Here is a 24,269-nt window from a genome sequence, read left to right as displayed (position 1 = left end):
GGTTGGGCGAAACACCCAGGCAGCATCACAGCGATATTCGGGGCCAGCAATGCCCAGCAATAAGGAACGCGCGCAACCAATGATTTCACAAACGGCACACCAATTGAAATGCGCCAGTCGCTGGAATTCACAGAAATAGGGCTCGAATTCACAGCGATCTCAGAGGGTCCTGAGACCGTGTTTGAGAGCACATTCGGGATCCCCGTATCCGCCGACGTCAAAGGCCCTTCAGGACACGATCGAGCGCGGACCGGCCCACCGGCCCCCAGTTCGACTTGCCGCCTGGCAGGCCGAGGTCGCCGTTCCGGCCCATCGACATCAGGAACAGGCTCTTCATCGCGGCCAGCCCGCGCGCCCGTCGCACCGCCGCCTCGTCCGCCCGCGCGTACCTGTCGAAGAACCGTGCGGCGCCGCCCGCCGGGAGCAGCAGCCACGCGGCCACCAGGTCCCACGCCGGGTCGCCGGCGAAGAGCGCGCCGAAGTCGACGACACCCGCCAGCGTCCCGTCCGCGACGACGACGTTCGCGGGATGCAGGTCGCCGTGCACCCACATCCGCGGGCCCTCCCACTCCGGGGCCGCCACCGCCTCTCCCCAGACGTCACGGATTCCGTCGGCGAGGTCGGCGGGGGCGGCCTGGAAGAAGTGCTCGAAACCGTCCGCGCAGTGCTTGGGGTGGGCGCCGAAGTCCGCGGAGGCCGGGGCGTCGGCGGGTGCCTCCACGTGCAGCGCGCCGAGGAAGCCCGCCAGTGTGTCGGCCGCGTGGTCGCCGCGCGTGATCGAGCCGTGGTCCAGCGGCGTGCCGTCTACCCACGTCATGACGGTCCACATCTTGGGGAACCGCCCGGACGGCGCACCGTCCCGCAGGGGCACCGGAATCGGCAGCGGCAGCCGCGGGGCCAGCACCGGCAGCCACCGGCGCTCCTTCAGCTGCGGATCGGGACTCGTGTCCATCCGCTGCATCCGGACGGCCAACCCGTCCCCGAGCCGCCACATCTGATTGCCCCAGCCGCCCACCACTTCACGGATGGGCAACTCGGCCAGATCCGGATGCTGCTCCCGAAGCAGGCCGCGCACCAGGTCCTCGCTGATCTCCTTCTCGGATTCGATCACGCGGAGCCACAGTACGGGAGGCGGCCGGAGGGCCGCCACGCATCTCCCCACCGATGCAGCTAACCCTTCACGCACACAACCTGCTTCAGCTTCGCCACGACCGCCACAAGGTCCCGCTGCTGATCGATGACCTGCTCGATCGGCTTGTACGCGCCCGGGATCTCGTCCACGACGCCGGAGTCCTTACGGCACTCCACGCCCCGCGTCTGCTCCTCCAGGTCCTTCGTCGAGAAGCGGCGCTTGGCCGCGTTGCGGCTCATGCGCCGACCGGCGCCGTGGGACGCGGAGTTGAAGGCCTTCTCGTTGCCGAGGCCCTTCACGATGTACGAACCCGTGCCCATCGAGCCCGGGATGATCCCGTACTCGCCGGAGCCGGCGCGGATCGCTCCCTTGCGGGTGACGAGCAGGTCCATGCCCTCGTATCGCTCCTCGCTCACGTAGTTGTGGTGGCAGGAGATCTCCGGCTCGAAGGTCGGCTTCGCCTTCTTGAACTCCTTGCGGATCACGTCCTTCAGGAGCGCCATCATGATGGTGCGGTTGTACTTCGCGTACTCCTGCGCCCAGAAGAGGTCGTTGCGGTAGGCCGCCATCTGCGGGGTGTCCGCGATGAAGACGGCGAGGTCGCGGTCGACCAGTCCCTGGTTGTGCGGGAGCTTCTGCGCCGTGCCGATGTGGTGCTCGGCCAGTTCCTTGCCGATGTTGCGGGAACCGGAGTGGAGCATGAGCCAGACCGAACCGTCGCCGTCTATGCAAATTTCTGTGAAGTGGTTGCCGGATCCGAGCGTTCCCATCTGCTTTTGCGCACGCTCGTGACGGAATTTGACCGATTCGGCGACCCCGTCGAACCGCCCCCAGAACTCCTCCCACCCCGCCGTCGCGAACCCATGCATCCGCCCCGGATCCACCGGACTGTCATGCATCCCCCGCCCCACCGGAATCGCCTGCTCGATCTTCGAGCGCAGGCGGGACAGGTCGCCGGGGAGGTCGTTGGCCGTGAGGGAGGTCTTGACCGCGGACATTCCGCAGCCGATGTCGACGCCGACCGCGGCCGGGCAGACCGCGCCCTGCATCGCGATGACCGAGCCGACCGTCGCGCCCTTGCCGTAGTGGACGTCGGGCATGACGGCGAGGCCCTTGATCCAGGGGAGGGTGGCGACGTTGCGGAGTTGCTGGAGGGCGCCCTCCTCGACCGACGCCGGGTCGGTCCACATGCGGATGGGTACCTTCGCGCCCGGTATCTCTACGTACGACATTTCGTCCTCATTCCCCCGAAAAACAGCAGAAGTCTAAAATCGCAAAACCGGCGCCAAGGTCAACGAAAGGGACACCGGACCGGCGTTCACGGCTGTGCGTGCGATACACATTGTCTCCAGGGGGTCCCCCGGTGCGGCAAGCGAATAACCAGCGGGGACACTGGCAGGACCCTTGATCATCGTGCAGAGCCCTTGATCGCCCTTGATCGTCGTCGAGAGGAGCCCGTCCGTGCAGCGGAAGGCATACGTACCCGGCGCCGCCGCGCTCCTCGTGGCGCTGCTGGCCGGCTGCACGAGCGGTTCGGGTAGCGGGGGTACGACGGACGACGCCAACCCTGGTGACGCCGGTACGGCGACCGCGGTGGCCCAGCCGGGCAAGTACCGCACGCTTCCGGAGCCCTGCGGCGCGGTCGGCCAGAGCACGCTGGACTCGCTGCTGCCGGGCATCAAGCAGATCACGGACGCGGACCAGCGCGCGGCGGCCTACGCGGGCGAGGCGACGCTGACGTTCGACACGGACCGCAAGGTGGGCTGCCGCTGGAAGGTGGAGTCCACGGACGCGACCGACCATCTGCTGGTCGATTTCGAGCGGGTGGTGTCGTACGACAACGCGGTGAGCGACGACAGCGAGGCGAAGACGATCTTCGCGACGAAGGAGGTGGCGGCGGATCTTCCGGAGCCGGCCGCCAGTACCGGCGCCGCGTCGGACTCGGCGACCGCTTCGACCTCCGACTCCGCGACTCCGTCGACCTCCTCCACCTCTTCCTCCTCGGCGTCCTCCTCTTCTTCCTCTTCCTCCTCCTCTTCCTCCTCCGCCTCCCCCTCCGACTCCACCACCCCGACCGCCCTCCAGCCCCGCACGCTCTCCGATCTCGGTGACGAGGCGTTCCTCGACGACGCGTTGAGCAGCTCCGGTTCGACGGCCAAGCAGCGGACCGTGACTGTGGTGTTTCGCACGTCCAACGTCATTGTGACCATCGAGTACGAGGAGCAGCCGGCGACGGTCGGCGTGCTCCCGGACAGCCAGAAGATGCAGGACAGAGCACGGAAACTGGCCGCGCAACTGGCCGACTCGCTCAACGGTTAGCGGCTCGGACGGCCGCTTCCGGGGGTCCGCTCAAAGCCCGTGAACCGAGACCGCACAGCTGACTCACCGCGTACCGTGGCCCCTCGGACCCGATCCGACGGCAGGAACCACGAGCGTCATGAGTGAAGGAACCATGCATCAACCAGCACAGCGTGACCAGCGGACCCACCAGCGAGCGAAGCGTCTGAACCGCGTCCTTGTCTGCACGGCGGCGGTCCCGGTGATGCTGATCGCGGCCGGCTGCTCCTCGGACTCCGGTTCGGACGGCGGCTCGGCCAAGGACACGGCCGGTCTCGGCGCGACGACCTCCGCGGACGCGACGGCGGCTCCGACGGTGCAGGCGGCGGCGTACAAGAAGTTGCCGGAGCCGTGTGCGGTGCTGTCGAAGAAGACGTTGACCGATCTGGTTCCGGAGGGGGCCAAGTCGGGCAAGGAGGGGACGTCGACGGACACGGCGTCGCGGGGCAGTTGCTCCTGGACGAGCCTGGACAACAACGGGGTCAAGGGTTCGCAGTTCCGCTGGCTGAACGTGTCGTTGCTGCGGTTCGACTCCTCGCAGACGCAGGGCGAGGGCGACAAGCTGGCGGCGTCGTACTACGCGAAGCAGGTGCAGGAGGCGCAGTCGGTCACCGGCGCGAAGAACACCAAGTCGGAGCCGGTCGCGGGTGCGGGCGACGAGGCCACGGCGGTGCGCTACGACCTGAAGAAGAAGGAAGGCGCCTTCAAGCAGCAGACGGTCGTCGCGCGGGTCGAGAACGTGGTCGTCACGATCGACTACAACGGCGCGGGCCTGGCGGGCGACAAGACGCCGGACGCGGACGCGCTGACGAAGGCGGCGGAGAAGGCCGTGAAGGAGGCCGTGGCGTCGGTCACGACGGCCAACGGCAGCGGCGGCGGCACGCCCTCGGCGCCCGCCTCGAAGTCCGCGTCCCCCTCCGCCTCGCCCTCCAAGTCGGCGTCGAAGGCCTCTCCTTCGGCCTCCGCGAGCAAGAAGAACTGACCGTCACATCCACACCGGTTTTCGGCCTCAACTCGCAGGTCAGCCAAGCCATTTGACGGAGCCCGGTGCCGCCTCGGCGCCGGGCTCCTGGCAGACCGGCGCCCGGGACGCCGCACACATGTGCCACCCTGTTCCGCGCAACACCATGCAAGGGGAGGGGAGTACGGGTGTCCGCGCCCATTCAGCTCACACGTATGCACCGGGTGCTCATCGGCGTGGTCGTCTCCGGTGCGATGGTCATCGCCGGTATCGGCTTCGCCGGTTCGTACGCCGCCGTACGCGAACTCGCCCTGAAGAAGGGCTTCGGCAACTTCGCGTACGTCTTCCCGGTCGGTATCGACGCGGGTATCTGCGTCCTGCTCGCCCTGGACCTGCTCCTGACCTGGATCAGGATTCCCTTCCCGCTGCTGCGCCAGACGGCGTGGCTGCTGACGGTCGCGACGATCGCGTTCAACGGCGCGGCGGCCTGGCCCGACCCGCTCGGTGTCGGTATGCACGCGGTGATCCCGATCCTGTTCGTGGTCTCCGTCGAGGCGGCCCGGCACGCGATCGGCCGGATCGCCGACATCACGGCCGACAAGCACATGGAGGGCGTCCGCCTCACCCGCTGGCTGCTCTCGCCCCTGCCGACGTTCCTGCTCTGGCGCCGGATGAAGCTGTGGGAGCTGCGTTCCTACGAGCAGGTCATCAAGCTGGAGCAGGATCGTCTCGTCTATCAGGCGCGCCTGCACTCCCGTTTCGGCCGCGCGTGGCGCCGCAAGGCCCCGGTGGAGTCCCTGATGCCGCTGCGTCTGGCGCGCTACGGCGTTCCGCTCGCGGAGACGGCCCCTTCGGGTCTGGCGGCGGCGGGCATCGAGCCCGTACTGCTGCCGCCCGCTCCGCAGTTGGAGCCGGCGCGTGAGCCGGAGCCGCAGCAGGCACCGGTCCGGGAGCAGCTGCCGCCCCCCGCGGCGAACCAGCAGCCGCAACAGCAGACACAGCAGCAGACACAGCAGGAGCAGGAGTACGCCGAGTTGCAGAGTCAGTGGCTCCAGGCGCGCGACCCCCAGGCGGTGGCGTACCAGGGCGGCTACGACCCGACGTACGACCCGGATGCCGCGTACCAGGAGTGGTACGCGGAGCAGCAGCAGGCGGAGCAGTTCCAGCAGTACGAGGAGGAGCAGCAGCAGTTCGCGCAGCAACGGCGGTTCGATCAGCAGCAGTTCCCCCAGCAGTACGAGGAACAGCCGGCCCCGGAACCGTCGCCCGAGGACACCGGTACGTTCCCGATCCCGGCCGGTCCCGGCCGTACCCGTGAACTGGGTGAGGGTGGCGGCACGGAACTGACCGAGGAGGACTACTACTTGGTCTTCAAGAAGTCGATAGACGGCAGCTACCCGACCTCGGGCCAGTTCAGGGGCGACGTGGAGGCCACGTTCGGCACTACGCTCCCGCAGCGCGAGGCCGAGCGGATGGTAAACCGCTTCACCAACCGCCACACGGCGGAACTCCAGGAAGACCACATCGCATAAGCGCTTCTTCTACGACGATGGGGGCGCCCGGTGTTCACCGGGCGCCCCCATCGTCGTATCGGATCGGCCTACTCGCCGAGCAGGCTCCGCACCCGCTCCTGTCCCACCGCGAGCAGCAGCGTGGGCAGGCGCGGGCCGGTGTCGCGGCTGACGAGCAGGTGGTAGAGGAGGGCGAAGAAGGTCCGCTGGGCGGTCTTGATCTCCGGCGGGAGTTCCTTCGCGGTCGCGTCGGCGGAGAAGCCGGCCTGGACCTTCGGGACGCCGTAGACGAGGTGGCTCAGGCCGTCCAGGGACCAGTGGTCGGCGAGTCCGTCGGTGAGCAGGCGCAGGGACTGCCGGGCGGGCTCGTCGAGGGACTTGAGGAGGTCGGTGTCGGGTTCGTCGCGCACGATGGTCCGCTGGTCGGCGGGGACGTGCGTGTTGATCCAGGCCTCGGCCTTGTCGAGCCGGGGGCGGACCTCGTCGAGGGTGGACAGGGGGTTGGCGGGGTCGAGTTCGCCGAGGATGCGCAGCGTCTGGTCCTCGGCCCCGGCGGTGATGTCGGCGACGGACGCGAGGGTCCGGTACGGCAACGGGCGGGGCGTGTGCGGGAGTTCACCGGCGGCGGTGCGTACGGCACGGGAGTGCGCGGCGACGTCGGCGGGCAGGGCGGAACCGTCGGCGACCTTCGCGTCCAGCTTGTCCCACTCGTCGTAGAGGCGCTGGATCTCCTGGTCGAAGGCGATCTTGAAGGACTGGTTGGGGCGGCGGCGGGCGTAGAGCCAGCGCAGGAGCTGCGGTTCCATGATCTGGAGCGCGTCGGCCGGGGTGGGGACCCCGCCCTTGCTGCTGGACATCTTGGCCATGCCGCTGATGCCGACGAAGGCGTACATGGGCCCGATGGGCCGCTCGCCGCCGAAGATCCCGACGATCTGCCCGCCGACCTGGAAGGAGGACCCCGGGGACGAGTGGTCGACACCGCTCGGCTCGAAGACGACGCCCTCGTAGGCCCAGCGCATCGGCCAGTCGACCTTCCACACCAGCTTGCCGCGGTTGAACTCGCTCAGCAGGACGGTCTCGGTGAAGCCGTCCTCGGTGCAGACGTACGTCAGCTCGGTGGTGTCGTCGTCGTAGGCCGTGACGGTGGTGAGGTCCTTGCCGCAGGCGCCGCAGAAGGGCTTGTACGGGAAGTAGCCGGCGGACCCGGAGCTGCCGTCGTCCTCTTCGGCGGCCCCGGACCCGGCCTCGGCCTCCAGCTCGGCGGCGTCGACGGCCTTCTGCTGCTGCTTGGGCTTGGCCGGGGCCTTCTTCGTGCGGTACTGCTCCAGGATGGCGTCGATGTCACCGCGGTGCTTCATGGCGTGCAGGATCTGCTCGCGGTACACGCCTGAGGTGTACTGCGCGGTCTGGCTGATCCCGTCGAACTCCACGCCCAGTTCGGCGAGCGAGGCGACCATGGCGGCCTTGAAGTGCTCGGCCCAGTTCGGGTACGCCGATCCGGCGGGCGCCGGCACGGAGGTCAGCGGCTTCCCGATGTGCTCGGCCCAGCTGGCGTCGGTCCCCTCCACCCCGTTCGGCACCTTGCGGTACCGGTCGTAGTCGTCCCAGGAGATGAGGTGCCGCACCTCGTGCCCCCGCCGACGGATCTCGTCGGCGACGAGGTGCGGGGTCATCACCTCGCGCAGATTGCCGAGGTGGATGGGGCCCGACGGGGACAGCCCGGACGCGACGACGACCGGTTTGCCCGGGGCCCGACGCTCCGACTCCTCGATGACCTCATCCGCGAAACGGGAGACCCAGTCGGTGGTCTCGGTGCTCTGAGCCACGATCGGCACGTCCTCTTTTTCTGACAGTTCTGCACGGGCAGCCGGTACGGTCGCACGGCTGACCCTGCCATTGTCCCAGGCGACCCGACATCCACGAAAACGGCTTTTCCAAGGCCGTGACTCGGATTTTCGGCTGCGGGCCCGGTGGGGGCTGGTCGCGCAGTTCCCCGCGCCCCTTGAAGGCGGCTGCGCCGCCATCCAAGGGCCGTGGGGGTTGAGGCACGGACGGCGGCGCAGCCGCCTCCTCAGGGGCGCGGGGAACTGCGCGACCAGCCCCCACCGGCCCGCGGTCAAAAAAACCGCTTCACCCCCCGTGGGATACTGACCGTGTCTGCACAAACCCACGAGGAGAACGGCTCCCACCCCATGGCTCCGGTCACGTCGCTCACCGACCTAGTCCACCAGCGCCTCGCGAACGCCCTCTCGGCCACCCTGCCGGAGGCGGACGCGGACCCACTGCTGCGACGGAGTGACCGTGCCGACTTCCAGGCGAACGGCATCCTCGCCCTCGCCAAGAAGGCCAAGGCCAACCCCCGGGAGCTGGCGACGCAGGTCGTCTCGCGGATCACGACCGGCGATGTGATCCAGGACGTCGAGGTCTCCGGCCCCGGCTTCCTGAACATCACGATCACCGACAGGGCGATCACCGAGAACCTGGCCGCGCGCTACGCCGACGCGGCCCGGCTCGGCGTGCCCCTGGCCGAGCACCCGGGCACCACCGTCATCGACTACGCGCAGCCGAACGTGGCGAAGGAGATGCACGTAGGCCACCTCCGCTCCGCGGTGATCGGCGACGCGCTGGTCCAACTCCTGGAGTTCACCGGCGAGTCGGTGGTCCGGCGGCACCACATCGGCGACTGGGGAACGCAGTTCGGCATGCTGATCCAGTATCTGGACGAGCACCCGGGCGAGTTGGACCACGGCGACGCGGAGATCAGCGGCGAGGAGGCGATGTCCAACCTCGACCGCCTCTACAAGGCCGCCCGCAAACTCTTCGACTCCGACGAGGAGTTCAAGACGCGGGCCCGGCGCAGGGTCGTGGACCTTCAGGCAGGGGAACCGCAGACCCTCGCCGCGTGGCAGAAGTTCGTGGACGAGTCGAAGATCTACTTCTTCTCCGTCTTCGAGAAGCTGGACATGGAGATCCGGGACCCGGACATCGTCGGCGAGTCGGGTTACAACGACATGCTGGACGAGACCTGCCGGATGCTGGAGGAGTCGGGGGTCGCGGAGATCTCGGACGGCGCGCTGTGCGTGTTCTTCGACGACATCAAGGGCCCGGACGGCAACCGGACCCCGCTGATCGTCCGCAAGTCCGACGGCGGCTACGGCTACGCGGCCACCGACCTGTCCGCGATCAGGGACCGGGTCTTCAACCTGAAGGCGAACTCGCTGCTGTACGTGGTCGACGTCCGGCAGTCCCTGCACTTCAAGATGGTCTTCGAGACCGCGCGGCGGGCCGGCTGGCTGAACGACGACGTGTCGGCGTTCCAGCTGGCGTTCGGCACGATCCTCGGCAAGGACGGCAAGCCGTTCAAGACGCGTGAGGGCGTGTCGGTGAAGCTGGAGGACCTGCTCGACGAGGCGGTGCAGCGGGCGACCGCGGTCGTCCGGGAGAAGGCCGAGAAGGTGGGCCTGACGGAGGAGGAGATCGTCGAGAACGGGCGGTACGTCGGGATCGGCGCGGTGAAGTACGCCGACCTGTCGACGTCCGCGGTGCGGGACTACAAGTTCGACCTGGACCAGATGGTGTCGCTGAGCGGGGACACGTCGGTGTACCTCCAGTACGCGTACGCCCGTATCCAGTCGATCCTGCGCAAGGCGGGCGAGGCCCGGCCGCTGGCCCACCCGGAGCTCCAACTGACCGGTGCGGAGCGGGCGTTGGGCCTGCACCTGGACCAGTTCAGCGAGGTGGTGGCGGACGCGGCGAAGGAGTACGCCCCGCACAAGCTGACGGCGTACCTGTACCAACTGGCGTCCGTGCTCACGACGTTCTACGACCAGTGCCCGGTCCTCAAGGCCGATACGCCCGAGCAGCAGGAGAACCGCCTGATGCTGGTGGACCTCACGGCCCGGACCCTGCACCGGGGCATGGCGCTGCTGGGCATCAGGACGCCCGAGAAGCTGTAACCGTTCCGCGAGCGCGCGACCGCGGCCCGTCCTCTCCCCCGGGAGGACGGGCCGCGGTCATCGGTCAAGACACCGATTTTCAGCCGCCGTTGGCGTTGGTGTCAGAGGCGGTCGGCTCAGATGCCGTTGGCGAAGTTCTTGAACGCGGCGCGGGTGCCGCTGCCCGCGTCGCCGTCGATGGCGCCGGTGTAGCCCCAGCTGTTGGCCAGCAGCCGCTGGAGGGCCTTGATGGTGTTGACGCCCGGGTCGCCGTCGATCGCGCCGGTGTAGCCCCAGTAGGTCGCCAGGCAGCGCTGGAAGGCCTTCCAGCTGTTCGGGCCGAGCTGCCCGTCGATCGTGTCGGTGTAGCTCCAGTACGTCTTCAGCCAGGTCTGCACCTTCTTCGCCTCGGCGGCGGTGAGGCCGAAGTTCTGGACCGCCTGGATCGAGACGGACGAGGCCTGTACGGAGGCGGCCGGCGCGGCGAAGCTGGGGGCGGCGAACGCGACACCTCCGACCGCGATACCGGCGACGGCGGTGAGGCTGACGAAGGTCCTGGCCACGGCATTCGGTCGCATGGGTTCCTCTTTCGGGTAGTCGGTCGTCGTGCTGGAACGAGATTGCGGGCTGTGCCGGGCAGCCCGCCACGACCTGGGCCGAAGTGACGTCCACCTGGGACGGCACCGCTGCTGACCTGCGGGGACGACGACAGCGGGGACGGTGGGACGGGACGCCGGGCGGCCCGTTGTGGACCTTGGCCGATTCCCTTCGCGCACCGGAACCGAATAGCCGTGCGAGGAGTGGTCGGTGATGCAGAATGCGACGCGGCGGGACCGCTGACCACGGTCCCCGGGACGCGAACTGGGGGGCACATGTCGCGTTGGAAGGCGCTGCCTGCGGAACTGGACCCGCGGGTCCGGCAGTTGGTGGTACGGCTTCGTCGGCTGAAGGACCACAGCGGCCTGAGCGTGCGGCAGTTGGCGGCGCGCACGGAGTACAGCCCGAAGTCCTGGGAGCGGTATTTCGGCGCCCGTGCCCTGCCGCCCGTACCGGCCGTGGCAGCGCTGGCCCGGGTCTGCGGCGAGGACCCGACCCGGCTGCTGGCGCTGCGCGAGGTGGCGGCGGAGGCGTGGACGGCGGCCGTACGGGACGCGGACCCGGAGCCGGAGATCGTGCTGGCGCAGCGGCCCCCGCTCTCGCCCGACCGGCGGGTGCTGCGGATCGCGCTGGTGGCGGGTTCGGTGACGCTGGTACTGGCGGTCGCGTCGGCGGTGCTGGTGACCGTACGGCTGATGGACGACGGCTCCGGCGGTACGGCACGGTCGTCGACGGCGCCCCAGGCCGCGCCCGCGCCGGCCTCGCCGTCGCCGTACGCCTGCCGGGTGGAGCGGGTCGGCGGGCACTGGTACGCGGGCAACAGCCGTACCCGGGAAGAGAATCTGGCCGTGGGGAGCAACGGTCCCGCGGTGGCCGAGGCGCAGTGTCTGCTGCGGCGGGCGGGGATCTCGCCGGGCGGTATCGACGGGATGTTCGGTCCGCTGACGGAGCACGCGGTGAAGGCGTTCCAGAAGCGGGCCGGGCTCGACGTGGACGGCATGGTCGGGCCGCACACCTGGAAGGCTTTGCGGGGATGAGTCAACTGGCCGCCGCGCTCAGGGAGTTGCGGGCCGCGACCGGGCTGAGCATGGCGGGGCTCGCGGCGAAGACGACGTACAGCAAGTCGTCGTGGGAGAGGTATCTCAACGGCAGGACGCTGCCGCCCCGGGAGGCGGTGGAGGAGCTGTGCCGGCTGGCCGGGGAGCCGGTGGGCCGGTGTCTGGCGCTGTGGGAGATAGCGGAGTCGGAGGCGAGCGGACGGGCGGCGTCGGCACCGGCGGCACCAGCACCCACGACCGCTGCTCCCGCTGCCACCGCGCACACGGCCGTCTCCCGGCCGCCGACGGGGAAGCGCGGGGGCAGGGCCGAGCCCGCGGTTGCCTCCACTCCTCCGGTGGCAAGGCGCGGGACCACGAACGCTCCGCCCGCCGCCACCCCGTCCTCCGCCCCCGCCCCCGAGCAGCGCGGTGTGGCCACACTGGCGGTGCTCGCCTCCGTCTGCGCCGTGGCCGTGAGTGCCGTGGTCCTGGCGCTGGTGCTGCTGCCGGGGCCCTCCGGGTCCACTCCGCTGTCGCCGACCGCCGCGAGCAGTACGGCGGCGGTGGTGTCCGGGCCGGGCTGTCACGGCGCGGACTGCGAGGGCCGTAGCCCGCTGGCGATGCGCTGCGCGCCGCGGCCGGACACCATCACCCAGCGCGAGACGACCACCGGCGCGTGGGTGGAACTGCGGCACAGCAGGATCTGCGGGACGACCTGGGCGCGGATGTGGGGCGGCCGGATCGGCGACCGGATCGAGTTCGCCGTGCCCGGCCGGGCGGGTTCCGCGCACGCGGCGGAGGTGGGCAACGCGGTGGAGGCGGACACGTACGCGTACACGACGATGGCGGTGACCGCGCCGGGAACCGCGGTCCGGGTGTGCTTCCGGCCCGCGGGGAGCGATACGGGGAAAAGGGAGTGCTTTGACGGACGTGTGACGTAGCTGTGTAGTGTCCGGGGATGCCCAGAGTCAAGGTCAGTGTGATCGTTCCCGTCTACAACACCGGGAAGTACGTCGACGAGTGCGCCCCGTCGCTGCTGGGGCAGAGTCTGCCCGCCGACGAGTACGAGATCGTCTACGTCGACGACGGCTCGACCGACGACACCCTGAGCCGCCTGGAGAAGATCGCCGCCGGGCATCCCAACGTCCAGGTGCACACGCAGCCCAACTCGGGCTGGCCGGGCGCCCCGCGCAACCTCGGCATGCGGCACGCGCAGGGCGAGTACATCCAGTTCGTCGACCACGACGACAAGTTGGGGCCCCAGGCGCTGGAGCGCTTGTACGAGCACGCGAAGCGCAACGGGGCGGACGTCGTCCTCGGCAAGATGTCCAGCACGATGGTGCGGCCGAGGCGGCTGTTCCGGCACACGGTGGACGCCTGCACGATCGAGAACGACGAGCTGATGCAGAGCATGTCGCCGCACAAGATGTTCCGGCGGGCGTTCGTCGAGGAGCACGGGCTGCGCTTCCCCGAGGGCCCGTGGATCCTGGAGGACCTGGCGTTCGTGAGCGCCGCGTACCTCAAGGCGGAGCGGATCGCGATCCTCGCCGACTATCCGGTCTACTACTGGATGAAGCGCGACGACGGCGGCAACAACACCCAGCACCGTTTCGACCCCCGGCACGGTTTCTGGGCCAACACCCGCACGATCGCCCGTCAGATCAAGGACGGCACCCCCGCCTCCGACGACATCGACGCCCTCCAGAACCGCCTGCTCCACCGCCTCTACCACGTCGAGGTCCTCTCCAGGACCCGCGAGCCCGAGATCCTGCGCGAGGACCCGGCGGAGCAGCGACAGCGTTTCGAGGCGGCACGCGAGGTAGCCGTGTCGGAGTTCCCGCCGGCGGTCCGCGAGGGCCTGCCCGCCGTGTCCCGCCTGCGGGCGGAGCTGCTGGAGGCGGGTGACTTCGACGGCGCGGTGACACTCGCCGAGCGCGTCCGCGAGATCAAGCCCCGCACCACGGTGGGCGAACCCCGTTGGGAGAACGGCCAGTTGGTGGCCGACGTCACGCTGGAACTCCTGCGCGGCGACGGCGAACCCCTGATCCTGGTCGAACGCGACGGCAAGCACTGGCTGGACCCGGACCTCCTGGACGGCGTCCCGGGCACGACGGCCGGCTGGGAGGTCCCGGACCCCTTCCGCCTGGCATACGCGGAGTTGATCGTCAAGGACCGCGACCGCGAGGACTGGTGGTACCCGGAGGGCGAGCTCGCCCTCCGCCTACGACCGCTCGCCGAGGGCCGCTCCCAGGTCGTCGCCTCCGGACAACTGCGCCTCGACCCGGAGCGCCTGGCGGGCGGCCGCCCGCTGGAGCGCGGGGTGCACGACGTGTGGGCCTACGTCCAACTCCTGGGCGTGGACCGGATGGTGCGCGTCACGGGCGACGACGACGCCACGCCGGGCACCCCGGCGGCGGGCCCGGCCCTGACCGGCGGCAGGCTCTCCCTCCCGTACTGGACCGGCAGCGGCCAGCTGGCCCTCGACGTGGACCAACGCCAACGCAAGCTGAACCAGGACACGTCGACGCCTGCGGCGGCCAACGCGGGGCGCGGCGAAGGCAGTTCACTCCCGCTCCCGTACGTGGCGGCGACACCGGACAGCGCGCCCGTCCGCCTGAAGGTCACCGTGGGCACGCTCGGAGTACAGGCCGAACTGCTTCCGGCCCCGGGCAGCGATATGGCCCAACTCCGCCTCCCCGCCCGCCTGAAGCTCCCCTCCGGCCGCCACCCGGTCAACCTCCCCAAGACCGCCAAGCCCCTCGCGTACGCGGTCGTCCGCGACGGCACGGTGCTCCGGGTGGAGGGGCCGGCGTACGCGGCGGGCGGCGGGCGGCGGTTCCTGGACGCGGTGGGGGACAACCGTCAAGTGCGGCGGGTGCGGCGGCTGTTGGGGAACTGAATCCGCCCTCGGACGACCGGACCACTCACTCGTCCAAGGGCTGTCCTCAGGCCACCCAACGCGCCGATTGAGACGACTGGTGCGTCTGCGGGGTCATTCGATTGCGTTAGTCAAGGAGTCCACGATTCACTGCGGGAACTACGAGGCAGAAGGCCCTGGTCGAGGGCGATGAAACGGAGTGGGCGGCGTGGATGACTTCCTGCGGCAGTACGGTCCGGTGGCGCTGGTCACCGGGGCCTCCTCGGGGATCGGCAGGTCGTTCGCGACCGAGCTGGCGGGGCGCGGATTCGACGTCGTACTCGTCGCCCGCCGCCTCGACCGGCTGAAGGAACTCGCCGACACCCTGCGGGACGAACACGGCGTCGAGGTCACCGTCGTGCCGTCCGACCTGGCGGAGCCCACGGCGGCCGGGGAGATCCTGGACGCGGTGGCGGGGCTGGACATCGGTCTGCTGGTGAGCAACGCCGGGTTCGGCGTGAAGGGTGCGTTCGAGGAGGGCGAGGCGGAGACGCTCTCCTCCATGCTCATGGTCAACTGTGAAGCTCCGACCCGGCTCGCGCACGGGCTCGCCCCACGGCTGAAGCAACGCGGGCGCGGTGGCGTGATCTTCACCAGCTCGGTCGAAGGACTGATGGGCTGCCCCTACTCGGCCGGCTACTCGGCCACCAAGGCCTACGTGGTCGCCCTCGGCGAGGCTCTGTGGGCCGAGTTCGGCCCGAGCGGTGTGGACGTACTGACCCTCTGCCCGGGAGCGACCGACACCGAGGCACCCCGCAACCAGGGCATCGACCCCGCGACGCTCCACGACCTGATGTCCCCGGACGACGTCGCCCGTTCCGCGCTGGACAACCTGCGCAACGGCCCCACCCACGTCCCCAGCGCCCGTTACCGGGGCCTCTTCGACACGTTGCTCGCGATGCCGCGGCGCGAGGCTCTCACAGCCATGGCGAGCCAGATCGGTCATTGAGCGAACGGGTGGTCAAGTACCGAGGGGGCGGCGGGGGTTGGGGGCTCGGAGTCGGCCCGGCAGCTCGATCAGCATGGTCCTGGCTGCCCGGGGCCAGATCGTCGAGGCGGCGGAACCCCCTCGTGTGCTCCAGGGCTGCTTCGCTGTCGCATTGGTGGCGGACCAGGCCGCGTGCTTGACCTGGGACCAGCCCCAGAACTGCCCGTTGGGGTCCTCCTTGGTCACCGGGCTGTTGTCCGCGTACGCGCATCCGCCCAGCCGGGCAGCGACGACGGCGTCCGTCTCTACGCCGGCGGCAAGACGGCGGCGGGCGCCTGTACGACGGCGACCGGCAGCCGGACGGGCGAGCCGGCGTTCGGCTGACCGGCGGGGCGGGCGTCGCCCTCGCACCCGAACTCCGCCCACACCACCTTGCCCAAGTCCCGTTCCCCCACACCCCACTTGTCGGCCAGCGCGGCCACGAGCAGCAGCCCGCGCCCGCCCTCGTCGCCGTCTTCGGCCTCGTCCACGTGCGGTACGCCGCCCCCGCTGTCGTGGACCTCGACCCGCACCGCGTGACCGTCGTACCGCAGGAACACCCGGAACTGGCGCCCCGGCGGCACCCCGTGCACCAGCGCGTTGGTCGCCAACTCGCTGACACACAGCAGCACATCGCCGCCGCGCTCCGCCTCCGCGAGTCCGCACTCGGCGAGGAACGCGTGCGCGAAGCGCCTGGCGGCGGGAACGGACCGGCGTTCGCGCCGGAAGAACTTCTCACTCGGGTTCACGGGACAAGAGTTGCTGAGCGTCACTACTGTTGACAGGGCGTGAGGCCCGGATCCGTTTTTGTACGGGCGGAGTACGGGTCCGTGCGGGGTCCGAAACGGGTGGATGTGGGGAGCACCACAGCATGAACTCCAAGAAGAACCGCTCGACGATGCGGCTGCTGGGCTCACAGGTGAAAGCGGCTCGCATGGCAGCGGGCCTGACGCAACGTCAACTCGCAGAACGGGCCATGGTCGACGAGGAGACCATCGCGTCGATCGAGCAGGGCAGGCGACGGTTGATGCTGTCGCTGGCCAAGACGCTGGATCTGATCCTCGATACGAAGGGGACGTTGGCGGCGGGGGTCGACAACCTGCCGGAGATCGATCAATTCCCGCAGTACGCAGAGGAGTACATGCTCCAGGAGCGCGAGGCCATCGCCCTGTCCTGGTACGACAACGCCGTGATCCCTGGCCTGCTCCAGACCACCGAGTACGCCCGCGCAGTTCTGGCGGAACGCATTCCGGCGTACGACGAGGACGAGATCGCGGCGAAGCTGGCTGGCCGCATCGAGCGGCAGGAGATCTTGCAGCGCAAGTGTCCGCCGACGATGAGTTTCGTCATCTGGGAACCAGTGCTGCATCTCGGCATCGGGACGCCGGAGGCCCGCCGCGACCAACTCAGCTTTCTTCGTGGATGTGCTGAACTCCCAGGTCTTGCACTCCAGTTCCTTCCGATGAACACTGCGGCACACGCAGGGCTGGACGGCCCCTTCATCCTCCTGGAGACGCCGGACCACCAACACCTGGCCTACACCGAAGGCCAGCGCGGTAGTCAGTTGGTCGCGGACCCAGATGAGGTGTCCAGGTTGGCACGCAAATATGCGATGCTGCGGTCACAGGCCCTGTCACCCCAGGAGTCGAGGGGCCTGCTCGACCGTCTGCTAGGAGATCAATGAGCACCACACTTCAGTGGTTCAAGTCGAGCTACAGCGGCAGCGAGGGCGGCGCCTGCCTCGAAGTCGCCTACACCTGGCGCAAGTCCAGCTACAGCGGCAGCGAAGGCGGCCAGTGCCTCGAAGTCGCCGCCTGCCCCCACGCCGTGCACATCCGTGACTCCAAGAACCCTGAAAACAGCAGCCCCACCCTCACCGTCTCCCCCACCGCCTGGGCCGCCTTCACGACCCACTCGGCCACCCGCTAGCCGCTAGCCGATCGCGCGAAGCGCACGGTGGCGGAGGCGTTCCATGGCCTGGGCCGTCGTCTCGTCGGCCGGCAGGAGGACGACCAGTTCCTGCGCGTCCGTGCGGGGCAGCTCCAACCGCTCGCGCTGCCAACGGAGTTCGTGCGCGGTGCGGAGCGGGACCTGTGGTGGAGGCAGGTGGCGGTTGAGGCGGCGGGTGAACTCCTGCCCGGCCAGCGGGGCGAGGTCCGCCGTGAACCACTCGGAGGTCTCCAGGGACGGGCCGAGCCACAGGTCGAAGGCCTGCTCGTCGGCGACCTGGTCCCAGTCGGGGAAGAACGTCCGGGCGCGCGGATCGGTGAACACATAGCGCGTGAGGTTCGGTTCGCGCGAGTCCAGCAGCCCGCTGCCCCGCATCACCAGCTCGAACCCCGTGGTGTGCGCGAGCACGTCGCCCAGGCGGTTGGTGACGAACGCCGGTGCGGGATCGAGGAGTTGGAGCGTCGCCAGCACGGTCGGACGGACCTCGCGGCTGGGCGGCGCCGGCCGCCGGTGCGTGGGGCAGGCTCCGCCCGTGATCTTCGTGAGGTAGCGGAGGTGTTCGCGTTCGGCCGCGTCCAGACTCAGGGCGTCGGCGAGGGAATTGACCACGGCGGGGGACGGATTGCGGTCCCGACCCTGCTCGATGCGGGTGAGGTACTCGACGCTGATCCCTGCGCGGGCGGCCAGGTCCGAGCGCCGTAGGCCCGGTGAGCGTCGGCGGCCCCGCTCGGGAATCCCGAACGACTCGGGCTGGATGCTGTCGCGCTTGGCTCGGACGAAGTCGCCCAGTGGCGTGCCCATGACTCGGAGTTTAGTGACGGGGCCGGTTCGCCCGGCTGCCTCAGCGTGGCCCTGCGGGGGCCAGCCTGCGCCCGGTCTGGTTGGCGCTCCGGCCGCGGCGGACCGTAGATCGCATGAGCGAGAACTTGAAGCAGCAGAACCACAAGCTGGTCATCGTCGTCGGAAGCGTGCGGGAAGGGCGGTTCGGGCCCGTCGTCGCGTCCTGGGTCGCCGAACAGGCGCGTACGCACGGCGGGTTCGACGTCGAGGTCGTCGACCTGGCCGACGTGGAGATCCCGTTGTCGTTGCCCGCCGAGTCGCCGAAGTACGCGGGCGACTCCTACCCGCGCCCCGAGGGAATGGAGCCCCTGACGTCCAGCCTGGCAGGGGCGGAGGCGTTCATCCTGGTCACGCCCGAGTACAACCACAGCTATCCCGCCGCGCTCAAGGCCGCCGTCGACTGGCACTTCACCCAGTGGACGGCCAAGCCCGTGGCCTTCGTGAGCTACGGGGGCGCGGCGGGCGGCCGTCATGCCGTCCTCCACCTGGAGAACGTCCTCACCGAACTGCACGCGGTGACCGTCCGCGACGGTCTGGCGTTCCCGAACTACTTCACCGCGTGGGAGGACGGGCAGCCCCTGGACCCCCAGGCGCCCGGCTACGCCAAGACCCTGCTGGACCAACTCGCCTGGTGGGCCGCCGCCTTGAGCGCGGCACGCGAGGCGAGCCCGTACCCGGCCTGACCGGACTCCGGCTGTCAGTGGTCGCCTTTAAAGTCTCTGACATGGCGACTCTTCCCAACCCGCTGCCGAAGCTGGCGGCCGACCCGAGCGGCGGCTCGCTCGGGCTTGAACTCCCTCCCGGGAGACTGATCGACGTGACCATTGAAGGCCCGTCGGACGAACCGCTGTTGTGGTGCGCGGACGGACCGGCGAAGCCGGGTGACTGGGCCGCGCTCCAGCCCGCGCGCCGGGCCGCGGGACTGCTGCCGGTGCTGCTGGACCTCGGCGGCGACCAAGGCGGCCCCGAGGAATGGGAGTTGAGCCCCGACGAGATGTCGTATCCCGGGGACCACGACGCCGACGAGGTGCTGGAGGAGTTCTGGGAGGAGTACACGGACGAGGGCGACGAGTGGCCCGGCCTCGCCGAACCGCTCACCCTGGTCGCCGATCCCGACGAGCGGGCGGCCGAGGTCGCCGACTCCCTGGCGGGCGGCGGGCCGGGGTTCAAGACACCGCACCTCGCCCTGGTGCCGGCCCGCCGCAGCGCGGACATCCCGGCGGCGATCGGCTGGATGGGCCCTGTCAACCACGAGAACGACACGGCCCGCCTCTGCGCGGTCCTCCGTTCCTGGGAGGACCGCTTCGGCATACGGGTCGTGGCCCTCGGCTTCGACTGGCTGACCGTGTCCGTGGCGGCCCCGCCCGCCGACCTCGACGAGGCCGGGGAAGTGGCCGCCGAGCACTTCGCCTTCTGCCCGGACGACTTCGGCGACCTGGAGACGTACGCCCGGAGGCTGATCGACCAGCCCACCTGGCACTTCTGGTGGGACTGACCCGGCCGATCCGGCCCTGCCGGACGTGACTCCGCGCCGTCCGGCACGGGCAGCTCTCGCATGCTGCTCGCCCAACTCCCTTGCCGGGCAGGGCAGCAGGAGCGAAGGCAAAGATTGCGCCAACCGCACCCTCGGTCTCAGGTTTCGCACATCTTCACTAAAACGATCCAGTAGCGTGACGGCGCACACACACTCCGACAGAAGTTGCGCCCCTTGAGCGCGGTCGCGCCTCGGACCGGTGCCCACCCGGCACCGGTTGACCGTTCCGCACACCGCCGAAGCCGAACAGCAGGCTGCGGGCCCGCACTTCACTCGCGGGTGCCATCCGCCGTAGCCCATCACTGTCCGCATCGACACCGGCGTCGTATACGGCAGAAAGGCTTCTTTCGCATGCCCATATCCAGCAGACCCGTGCGCGTGTCCAGCAGACCCCTGCGCTTCACCGCCACCGGCCTCGGCCTCGGTCTCCTCGCCACCGGATGCGCTCTGGACCCCTACCAGAGCACCCCCTCCGCGGAACCCGCCGTCCTGGGGTTCATCAACGGGGGCACCGATTCGTACCACGCCTGCCTACAGACGGCCGTCACGGACACCACGTCCGGCAACCTGTCGAAAATACTGACCGCCAACTCGCACGGCAGCAAGGCGGCGGAGTTGCGCAACGTGCGCTACATGATCGCGCACAAGGTCGACGCCATTCTCCTGATCAGCGTGGACGCCACCGCCCTGAGCGCCGACATCGCCGCGGCGCGGAAGGCGAAGATCCCCGTCTCGCTGATCGCCCTCATGCCCGCCGACGACAGCAAGATCCTGGGTGCCACCATCGGCGACCTGGTCGGGATCGGCAAGCTGGATGCCGAGTGGGTCAACGAGGACGCCGCCGGGAAACAGGTCAAGGCCGGTGTCGTCTCCGGCGACGGAAGCACGTCGTCCAACCTGATGGTGAGCGGATTCACCAAGAACCTCGCCGCCAACGTGCAGGTGGTGGGCGACGAGCGGGGCATGTTCAACCGGGCGAAGGCCAAGGCCGCCGCGGCCGAGCTGATCCAGGCGCACCCCGACATCCAGTACGCGTTCGTGGCCAACGAGGACATGGCCTTCGGCGCGCGCGAGGCCTTCGACGCGGCGGGCGCCGAGAGCGTGAAGATCGTGACCGCCAACGGCACGGACCCGGGGCTGGCGGCCCTCAAGTCCGGGAAGTTCTCGGCGACCGTGTCCAACTCGGTCCAGGACCTGGGAGCGCTGTCGGTGACGCACACGCTCGGTCTGCTGCGCAAGGAGGAGAAGGACAAGATCGCCCGTGTCCCCATCCGCCTGGTGACCAAGGACAACGCGGACACCGCGCCCCTGTACTGCGACACGAACGTCTGACGCGCAGGACGCGCAACCTCATGGTGCGTGGCTCGAACGGTCGGTTCGCGTCCCGCTGTGTACAACTGCCACCTCGGGTGACGAGTGTGGCAGCGCACCATCCGAACGGCAGAAAGAAAGGCCTCACCGCCATGTGTGAAACCGCGTGCGACTGCACCAGCACATCCACACCCACGTCCCGCAGGAGGGTGCTGGGGGCCGTGGCCGCGACAGCCGCCGCCGCGTCCGCCCTGCCGCTGCTGAGCGGCTCGCCGGCCACGGCATCGACGTCGTCGTCCTCCTCCGCGGGCCTTTCCGTGACGCTGCTCGGCACCAACGGCGGCCCGCCGCCCCTCGCGACCCGGTACGGCATCGCGTCGGCCCTGACGGTCAACGGCAGGACGTACATGGTCGACTGCGGACGAGGGGCGGTGACGCAGTACCTGCGCGCCGGCCTGTCCATGCCGGCGCTGTCCGGGATCTTCCTCACCCACCTGCACGCCGACCACATCGTCGACTACTACTCCTTCCCGCTGCTCTCGGCGGGCGTCTCGGGCGTCCAGGGCTTCCAGAGCCCGATCGGGGTCTACGGTCCCGGCGCCAGCGGGATCGCCTCGACCGTCACCGGCGCACCCGGACCCATACCCGGCACGGTCGAGATGACGAAGCTGGCCGGTCAGGCGTACGCCGCCTCGCCGACCTTCTTCATGACCGAGCACGCGGGCATCGACCCGGCCACCATGCTCGACGTCCACGACGTCCTGCCGCCGTCCTCCGTCGGCGCCTCGGCGACGAACACCGCGCCCACCATGGCCCCGTTCACCGTCATGGAGAACGACGACATGAAGGTCACGGCCGTCCTCGTCCCGCACGGCGCGGTGTTCCCCGCCTACGCCTACCGCTTCGACACCGACCACGGCAGCGTCGTCTTCTCCGGCGACAGCGCGCCGACCCCGAACATCATCACCCTCGCGGCCAACGCGGACCTCCTGGTCCACGAGGCCCTCTACCCGGCCGGTCTCGCGAGCCTCGGCCTGCCCCAGACCCTGATCGACCACATCCTCAAGGTCCACACCGACGTGGCCGACCTCGGCAGGATCGCCTCCGAGTCCGGGGTCCGCGCGCTGCTCGCCACCCACCTCAGCCCGGGCCAGTCGACCGCGGTCTCCGACGCGACCTGGCGGAGCCTGCTCCGCAGCAGCGCCCGCGCGGGCGACTTCGGCGGACCGATGACGATGGGCGCGGACCTGCTGACCGTGCCGGTACGACGACGTAAGGGCAGCCGGAGCTGAGCCGTCGGACCCGGGAGGGGAAGCCCGTCCGGCTCCCGGGTCACTGCTGCGTGGCCGGCTCCAGCGCCTCCACCGCCGCGGCCGCCGCCGAGGAGTCGGGGCCGTAGAAGATGTCGATGTCGACCTCCTCGCCGCCCATGGTCAGGGTGTCCCACGCGCCGCTGAGGACGAGCATGCGCAGGGTGCGGTCCTCCAGGGTGCCGAGGCGTTCGAGGATCGCCTCGTCGTCCGGCATGCCGGGCAGACGGGGGGCGAGGCGGTCGCGGATGGCGCCCATGCGGGCCAGCAGGGTGGCTGTGTCCGCCTCGCGGTCGGGTTCCTCGGTGATGCCGTCGATGCCGTGGTCGATGATGTCCTTGATGGCCCAGGTGACGCCCTGGTCGTCGGTGGTGACCATGGCCTTCCAGGCGCGGCTCTTGTGCCGGTACTGGAGCATCGACATGGCGGCCTCGTGCCGCAGGAAGTCGGCGTCGCGGAAGGGCCTGCCGTTCCAGGCGCTGTTGAGGGAGCGGGCCAGCGAGATCGCGGACGCCAGACCGCTGTTGAGGCCACGGCCGGGCCAGAAGTGGATGGAGTTGGCCGCGTCGCCGAGGAGGAAGCCGTAGGTGCCGGGGGTGTTGACGGTCGGCGGCAGCAACTCGGCGGAGAAGCGCGGGCGTTGGACCATGTCGAGGCGGAAGCTGGTGACCGCGCTCAGGTCCCCGTCCTGGACGTTGAAGAGCCGCAGTCCCTCGTGCACCCGCTTCCACAGGGGCGAGCCCTTGATGAGGGCGGGCAGGAACAGCGTGCCGTGGGTGGCGCACTGGAAGTCGCCGTGCTCGTCGCGGTTCATCAGACACGGGCGGGAGGCGATGCACTCCTCGAAGACCCGGCGGACCGGGTCGATGCCGATGACCTCGGTCAACTCGGAGTCGGTGAGCCGCATATTGAGGAAGCCCTCGCCGCGCAAGGAGTTGAGCAGGAACCGGTTCTGAGCGACCGTCAGCAGGATCGCCATGGGGTCGGGGAGTTCCGACTTGACGCGCAGACCGAGGACGACGTCCCGCAGGTGGACACCGTCGAGGGAGTAGATCGACTCGTCGGCCTTGCCGAAGCGGGCCGCGAAGTGCTCCCGGGTGCGCGACCGTCCGCCGTCACAGATCGCGAGCACGTGCTGCGAGGCGAGTTCGTCGCGCTGTTCCGCCGCGTCGAACTTGGCGGGGATCAGCCGTATTCGGTCCCGCTTCTCGTTCGCCAGCTCCAGCAGCTTGTCCTCGATGTAGGCGATCCGCATGTTGCGCGGGTGGTGGTCGCCGATCGAGTCCGGGCCCGACGGCCACATCTCGGTGTAGTTCTCGGGGTCGAAGAGCCGGTCCTGCACGTACTGCGGCCAGGCGAGGTACTGCCTGCTCTGCACGGTCACCACCTGCTGGCGCCGTACGTTGCCCTCGTCGGCGTCCTTCCAGACGATGCTGCGGCCCTTCTTGCGCCACCGGCCCTCGTAGACGGTGACCTCGACCTGGGCGCCGAGGAAGTGCTCCAGCAGCAGCGCCATGGAGAGGCCGACCGGGCCGCCGCCGACGACGGTGACCCGCAGCTCCGAGCCGTCGCTCTCCTCCGGGTGGGTCACCGAGCGGGGCAGGTTGAGCGCCATGAGGGTCTGCATGGCGTCCGCGACCTCGAAGCGGAACTCCTGGTCGCCGATGGTGATCTCGTCGCCGGCCTGGAGCAGCCGGGACTCGATCTCCTCACCGTTGACCTGCGTGCCGTTGCTGCTGCCGCAGTCGCTCAGGACGTAGCCCTGGTCCTGGTCGAAGACGATCTCCGCGTGGAAGCGGGAGACGCTGGGGCTGGCGATGACGACCGTGTTCCCCGCGTTGCGTCCGAAGGTGACGCGGGTGTCGACGATCGGGATGCGCTCTCCCTCAAGCAGGCCTTCGCGTCCGACGAGCACCGGTGCCATGGCACT

22 protein-coding genes are annotated in these 24,269 nt (G+C 69.6%); 14 read left to right on the top strand and 8 right to left on the bottom strand.

The window, feature by feature from the left end:
• Window positions 1-217: 217 nt before the first annotated feature.
• Together ACQHII_RS27640 and ACQHII_RS27635 are read right to left on the bottom strand one after the other, a co-directional pair.
• Entirely contained in the window at window positions 218-1,111 is an 894-nt protein-coding gene (locus ACQHII_RS27640) for an aminoglycoside phosphotransferase family protein (RefSeq protein ID WP_427921830.1), read from the bottom strand.
• Window positions 1,112-1,170: 59 nt separating this feature from the next.
• On the bottom strand, window positions 1,171-2,364 hold the full coding sequence (locus ACQHII_RS27635) for an RtcB family protein (protein ID WP_427921829.1): 1,194 nt from the start codon (window positions 2,362-2,364) through the stop codon (window positions 1,171-1,173).
• A 229-nt stretch (window positions 2,365-2,593) separates the two neighbouring features.
• Here ACQHII_RS27635 and ACQHII_RS27630 point away from each other — a divergent pair, with 229 nt between their 5' ends.
• The 3 genes from ACQHII_RS27630 (at window position 2,594) to ACQHII_RS27620 (ending at window position 5,962) form a co-directional block, all read left to right on the top strand.
• Entirely contained in the window at window positions 2,594-3,451 is an 858-nt protein-coding gene (locus tag ACQHII_RS27630) for a DUF3558 domain-containing protein (protein ID WP_427921828.1), read from the top strand.
• A 118-nt stretch (window positions 3,452-3,569) separates the two neighbouring features.
• On the top strand, window positions 3,570-4,451 hold the full coding sequence (locus ACQHII_RS27625) for a DUF3558 domain-containing protein (RefSeq protein ID WP_427921827.1): 882 nt from the start codon (window positions 3,570-3,572) through the stop codon (window positions 4,449-4,451).
• A 194-nt stretch (window positions 4,452-4,645) separates the two neighbouring features.
• On the top strand, window positions 4,646-5,962 hold the full coding sequence (locus ACQHII_RS27620; RefSeq protein ID WP_427925424.1) for a DUF2637 domain-containing protein: 1,317 nt from the start codon (window positions 4,646-4,648) through the stop codon (window positions 5,960-5,962).
• A 68-nt stretch (window positions 5,963-6,030) separates the two neighbouring features.
• On the opposite strand, the gene lysS is transcribed toward ACQHII_RS27620, so the two are convergent.
• Window positions 6,031-7,776 carry a lysine--tRNA ligase gene (gene lysS / locus ACQHII_RS27615; RefSeq protein WP_427921826.1) on the bottom strand — a complete coding sequence of 582 codons (1,746 nt, stop codon included), beginning with the start codon at window positions 7,774-7,776 and terminating at the stop codon, window positions 6,031-6,033.
• A 357-nt stretch (window positions 7,777-8,133) separates the two neighbouring features.
• Between lysS and argS the strand changes: the two genes are divergently transcribed.
• A complete protein-coding gene (argS, locus tag ACQHII_RS27610; RefSeq protein WP_427925423.1) occupies window positions 8,134-9,897 on the top strand; it encodes an arginine--tRNA ligase in 1,764 nt (587 codons plus the stop codon).
• Window positions 9,898-10,013: 116 nt separating this feature from the next.
• Here argS and ACQHII_RS27605 read toward each other — a convergent pair whose 3' ends face one another.
• Complete coding sequence (locus tag ACQHII_RS27605; protein ID WP_427921825.1) at window positions 10,014-10,454, bottom strand: peptidoglycan-binding domain-containing protein; 441 nt, start codon at window positions 10,452-10,454, stop codon at window positions 10,014-10,016.
• Between the two features lie 294 nt (window positions 10,455-10,748).
• Between ACQHII_RS27605 and ACQHII_RS27600 the strand changes: the two genes are divergently transcribed.
• From ACQHII_RS27600 to ACQHII_RS27585, 4 genes are all read left to right on the top strand, one after another.
• Window positions 10,749-11,510 carry a peptidoglycan-binding protein gene (locus ACQHII_RS27600; RefSeq protein WP_427921824.1) on the top strand — a complete coding sequence of 254 codons (762 nt, stop codon included), beginning with the start codon at window positions 10,749-10,751 and terminating at the stop codon, window positions 11,508-11,510.
• A complete protein-coding gene (locus tag ACQHII_RS27595; RefSeq protein ID WP_427921823.1) occupies window positions 11,507-12,451 on the top strand; it encodes a helix-turn-helix domain-containing protein in 945 nt (314 codons plus the stop codon). The genes ACQHII_RS27600 and ACQHII_RS27595 overlap by 4 nt, the downstream gene beginning before the upstream one ends.
• A 17-nt stretch (window positions 12,452-12,468) precedes the next feature.
• Entirely contained in the window at window positions 12,469-14,409 is a 1,941-nt protein-coding gene (locus tag ACQHII_RS27590; RefSeq protein ID WP_427921822.1) for a glycosyltransferase family 2 protein, read from the top strand.
• Window positions 14,410-14,596: 187 nt separating this feature from the next.
• Window positions 14,597-15,376, top strand: a complete 780-nt coding sequence (locus tag ACQHII_RS27585; protein WP_427921821.1) for an SDR family NAD(P)-dependent oxidoreductase — start codon at window positions 14,597-14,599, stop codon at window positions 15,374-15,376.
• A gap of 12 nt (window positions 15,377-15,388) precedes the next feature.
• Here ACQHII_RS27585 and ACQHII_RS27580 read toward each other — a convergent pair whose 3' ends face one another.
• The gene (locus ACQHII_RS27580; protein WP_427921820.1) at window positions 15,389-15,601 is read right to left on the bottom strand and encodes a hypothetical protein; all 213 of its coding nucleotides are present in this window, start codon (window positions 15,599-15,601) and stop codon (window positions 15,389-15,391) included.
• A 59-nt stretch (window positions 15,602-15,660) separates the two neighbouring features.
• Window positions 15,661-16,143, bottom strand: a complete 483-nt coding sequence (locus tag ACQHII_RS27575) for an ATP-binding protein (RefSeq protein WP_427921819.1) — start codon at window positions 16,141-16,143, stop codon at window positions 15,661-15,663.
• A 122-nt stretch (window positions 16,144-16,265) separates the two neighbouring features.
• Between ACQHII_RS27575 and ACQHII_RS27570 the strand changes: the two genes are divergently transcribed.
• Together ACQHII_RS27570 and ACQHII_RS27565 are read left to right on the top strand one after the other, a co-directional pair.
• A complete protein-coding gene (locus ACQHII_RS27570; protein ID WP_427921818.1) occupies window positions 16,266-17,078 on the top strand; it encodes a helix-turn-helix domain-containing protein in 813 nt (270 codons plus the stop codon).
• Complete coding sequence (locus ACQHII_RS27565) at window positions 17,075-17,323, top strand: DUF397 domain-containing protein (RefSeq protein ID WP_427921817.1); 249 nt, start codon at window positions 17,075-17,077, stop codon at window positions 17,321-17,323. Before ACQHII_RS27570 ends, ACQHII_RS27565 begins: the two co-directional genes overlap by 4 nt.
• Window positions 17,324-17,326: 3 nt before the next feature.
• Here the strand turns inward: ACQHII_RS27565 and ACQHII_RS27560 are convergent, their stop codons facing one another.
• Window positions 17,327-18,145, bottom strand: a complete 819-nt coding sequence (locus tag ACQHII_RS27560) for a helix-turn-helix domain-containing protein (protein WP_427921816.1) — start codon at window positions 18,143-18,145, stop codon at window positions 17,327-17,329.
• Window positions 18,146-18,258: 113 nt separating this feature from the next.
• On the opposite strand from ACQHII_RS27560, the gene ACQHII_RS27555 reads away from it, so the two are divergent.
• The 4 genes from ACQHII_RS27555 (at window position 18,259) to ACQHII_RS27540 (ending at window position 22,321) form a co-directional block, all read left to right on the top strand.
• Window positions 18,259-18,867 carry an NADPH-dependent FMN reductase gene (locus ACQHII_RS27555; RefSeq protein ID WP_427921815.1) on the top strand — a complete coding sequence of 203 codons (609 nt, stop codon included), beginning with the start codon at window positions 18,259-18,261 and terminating at the stop codon, window positions 18,865-18,867.
• Between the two features lie 41 nt (window positions 18,868-18,908).
• Window positions 18,909-19,679 carry a DUF4253 domain-containing protein gene (locus ACQHII_RS27550; protein ID WP_427921814.1) on the top strand — a complete coding sequence of 257 codons (771 nt, stop codon included), beginning with the start codon at window positions 18,909-18,911 and terminating at the stop codon, window positions 19,677-19,679.
• A 417-nt stretch (window positions 19,680-20,096) separates the two neighbouring features.
• On the top strand, window positions 20,097-21,050 hold the full coding sequence (locus ACQHII_RS27545) for a sugar ABC transporter substrate-binding protein (protein ID WP_427921813.1): 954 nt from the start codon (window positions 20,097-20,099) through the stop codon (window positions 21,048-21,050).
• A gap of 200 nt (window positions 21,051-21,250) precedes the next feature.
• The gene (locus tag ACQHII_RS27540) at window positions 21,251-22,321 is read left to right on the top strand and encodes an MBL fold metallo-hydrolase (protein ID WP_427921812.1); all 1,071 of its coding nucleotides are present in this window, start codon (window positions 21,251-21,253) and stop codon (window positions 22,319-22,321) included.
• A 40-nt stretch (window positions 22,322-22,361) separates the two neighbouring features.
• Here the strand turns inward: ACQHII_RS27540 and ACQHII_RS27535 are convergent, their stop codons facing one another.
• Entirely contained in the window at window positions 22,362-24,263 is a 1,902-nt protein-coding gene (locus tag ACQHII_RS27535) for an FHA domain-containing protein (RefSeq protein ID WP_427921811.1), read from the bottom strand.
• Between the last annotated feature and the right edge of the window lie 6 nt (window positions 24,264-24,269).

The sequence above is a fragment of the Streptomyces sp. cg40 genome (genome assembly GCF_050320165.1).
GTDB lineage: Bacteria > Actinomycetota > Actinomycetes > Streptomycetales > Streptomycetaceae > Streptomyces > Streptomyces hokutonensis.
This window is presented reverse-complemented; position numbering and strand designations above follow the sequence as displayed.

What these genes read in the sequence shown, in the direction of transcription:
- argS (WP_427925423.1), top strand. Translation starts at nt 8,134, where the DNA reads ATGGCTCCGGTCACGTCGCTCACCGACCTAGTCCACCAGCGCCTCGCG.
- ACQHII_RS27590 (WP_427921822.1), top strand. Translation starts at nt 12,469, where the DNA reads ATGCCCAGAGTCAAGGTCAGTGTGATCGTTCCCGTCTACAACACCGGG.
- ACQHII_RS27600 (WP_427921824.1), top strand. Translation starts at nt 10,749, where the DNA reads ATGTCGCGTTGGAAGGCGCTGCCTGCGGAACTGGACCCGCGGGTCCGG.
- ACQHII_RS27555 (WP_427921815.1), top strand. Translation starts at nt 18,259, where the DNA reads ATGAGCGAGAACTTGAAGCAGCAGAACCACAAGCTGGTCATCGTCGTC.
- ACQHII_RS27560 (WP_427921816.1), bottom strand. Translation starts at nt 18,145, where the DNA reads ATGGGCACGCCACTGGGCGACTTCGTCCGAGCCAAGCGCGACAGCATC.
- ACQHII_RS27595 (WP_427921823.1), top strand. Translation starts at nt 11,507, where the DNA reads ATGAGTCAACTGGCCGCCGCGCTCAGGGAGTTGCGGGCCGCGACCGGG.
- ACQHII_RS27635 (WP_427921829.1), bottom strand. Translation starts at nt 2,364, where the DNA reads ATGTCGTACGTAGAGATACCGGGCGCGAAGGTACCCATCCGCATGTGG.
- ACQHII_RS27605 (WP_427921825.1), bottom strand. Translation starts at nt 10,454, where the DNA reads ATGCGACCGAATGCCGTGGCCAGGACCTTCGTCAGCCTCACCGCCGTC.
- ACQHII_RS27625 (WP_427921827.1), top strand. Translation starts at nt 3,570, where the DNA reads ATGAGTGAAGGAACCATGCATCAACCAGCACAGCGTGACCAGCGGACC.
- ACQHII_RS27570 (WP_427921818.1), top strand. Translation starts at nt 16,266, where the DNA reads ATGAACTCCAAGAAGAACCGCTCGACGATGCGGCTGCTGGGCTCACAG.
- ACQHII_RS27550 (WP_427921814.1), top strand. Translation starts at nt 18,909, where the DNA reads ATGGCGACTCTTCCCAACCCGCTGCCGAAGCTGGCGGCCGACCCGAGC.
- ACQHII_RS27535 (WP_427921811.1), bottom strand. Translation starts at nt 24,263, where the DNA reads ATGGCACCGGTGCTCGTCGGACGCGAAGGCCTGCTTGAGGGAGAGCGC.
- ACQHII_RS27565 (WP_427921817.1), top strand. Translation starts at nt 17,075, where the DNA reads ATGAGCACCACACTTCAGTGGTTCAAGTCGAGCTACAGCGGCAGCGAG.
- ACQHII_RS27620 (WP_427925424.1), top strand. Translation starts at nt 4,646, where the DNA reads ATGCACCGGGTGCTCATCGGCGTGGTCGTCTCCGGTGCGATGGTCATC.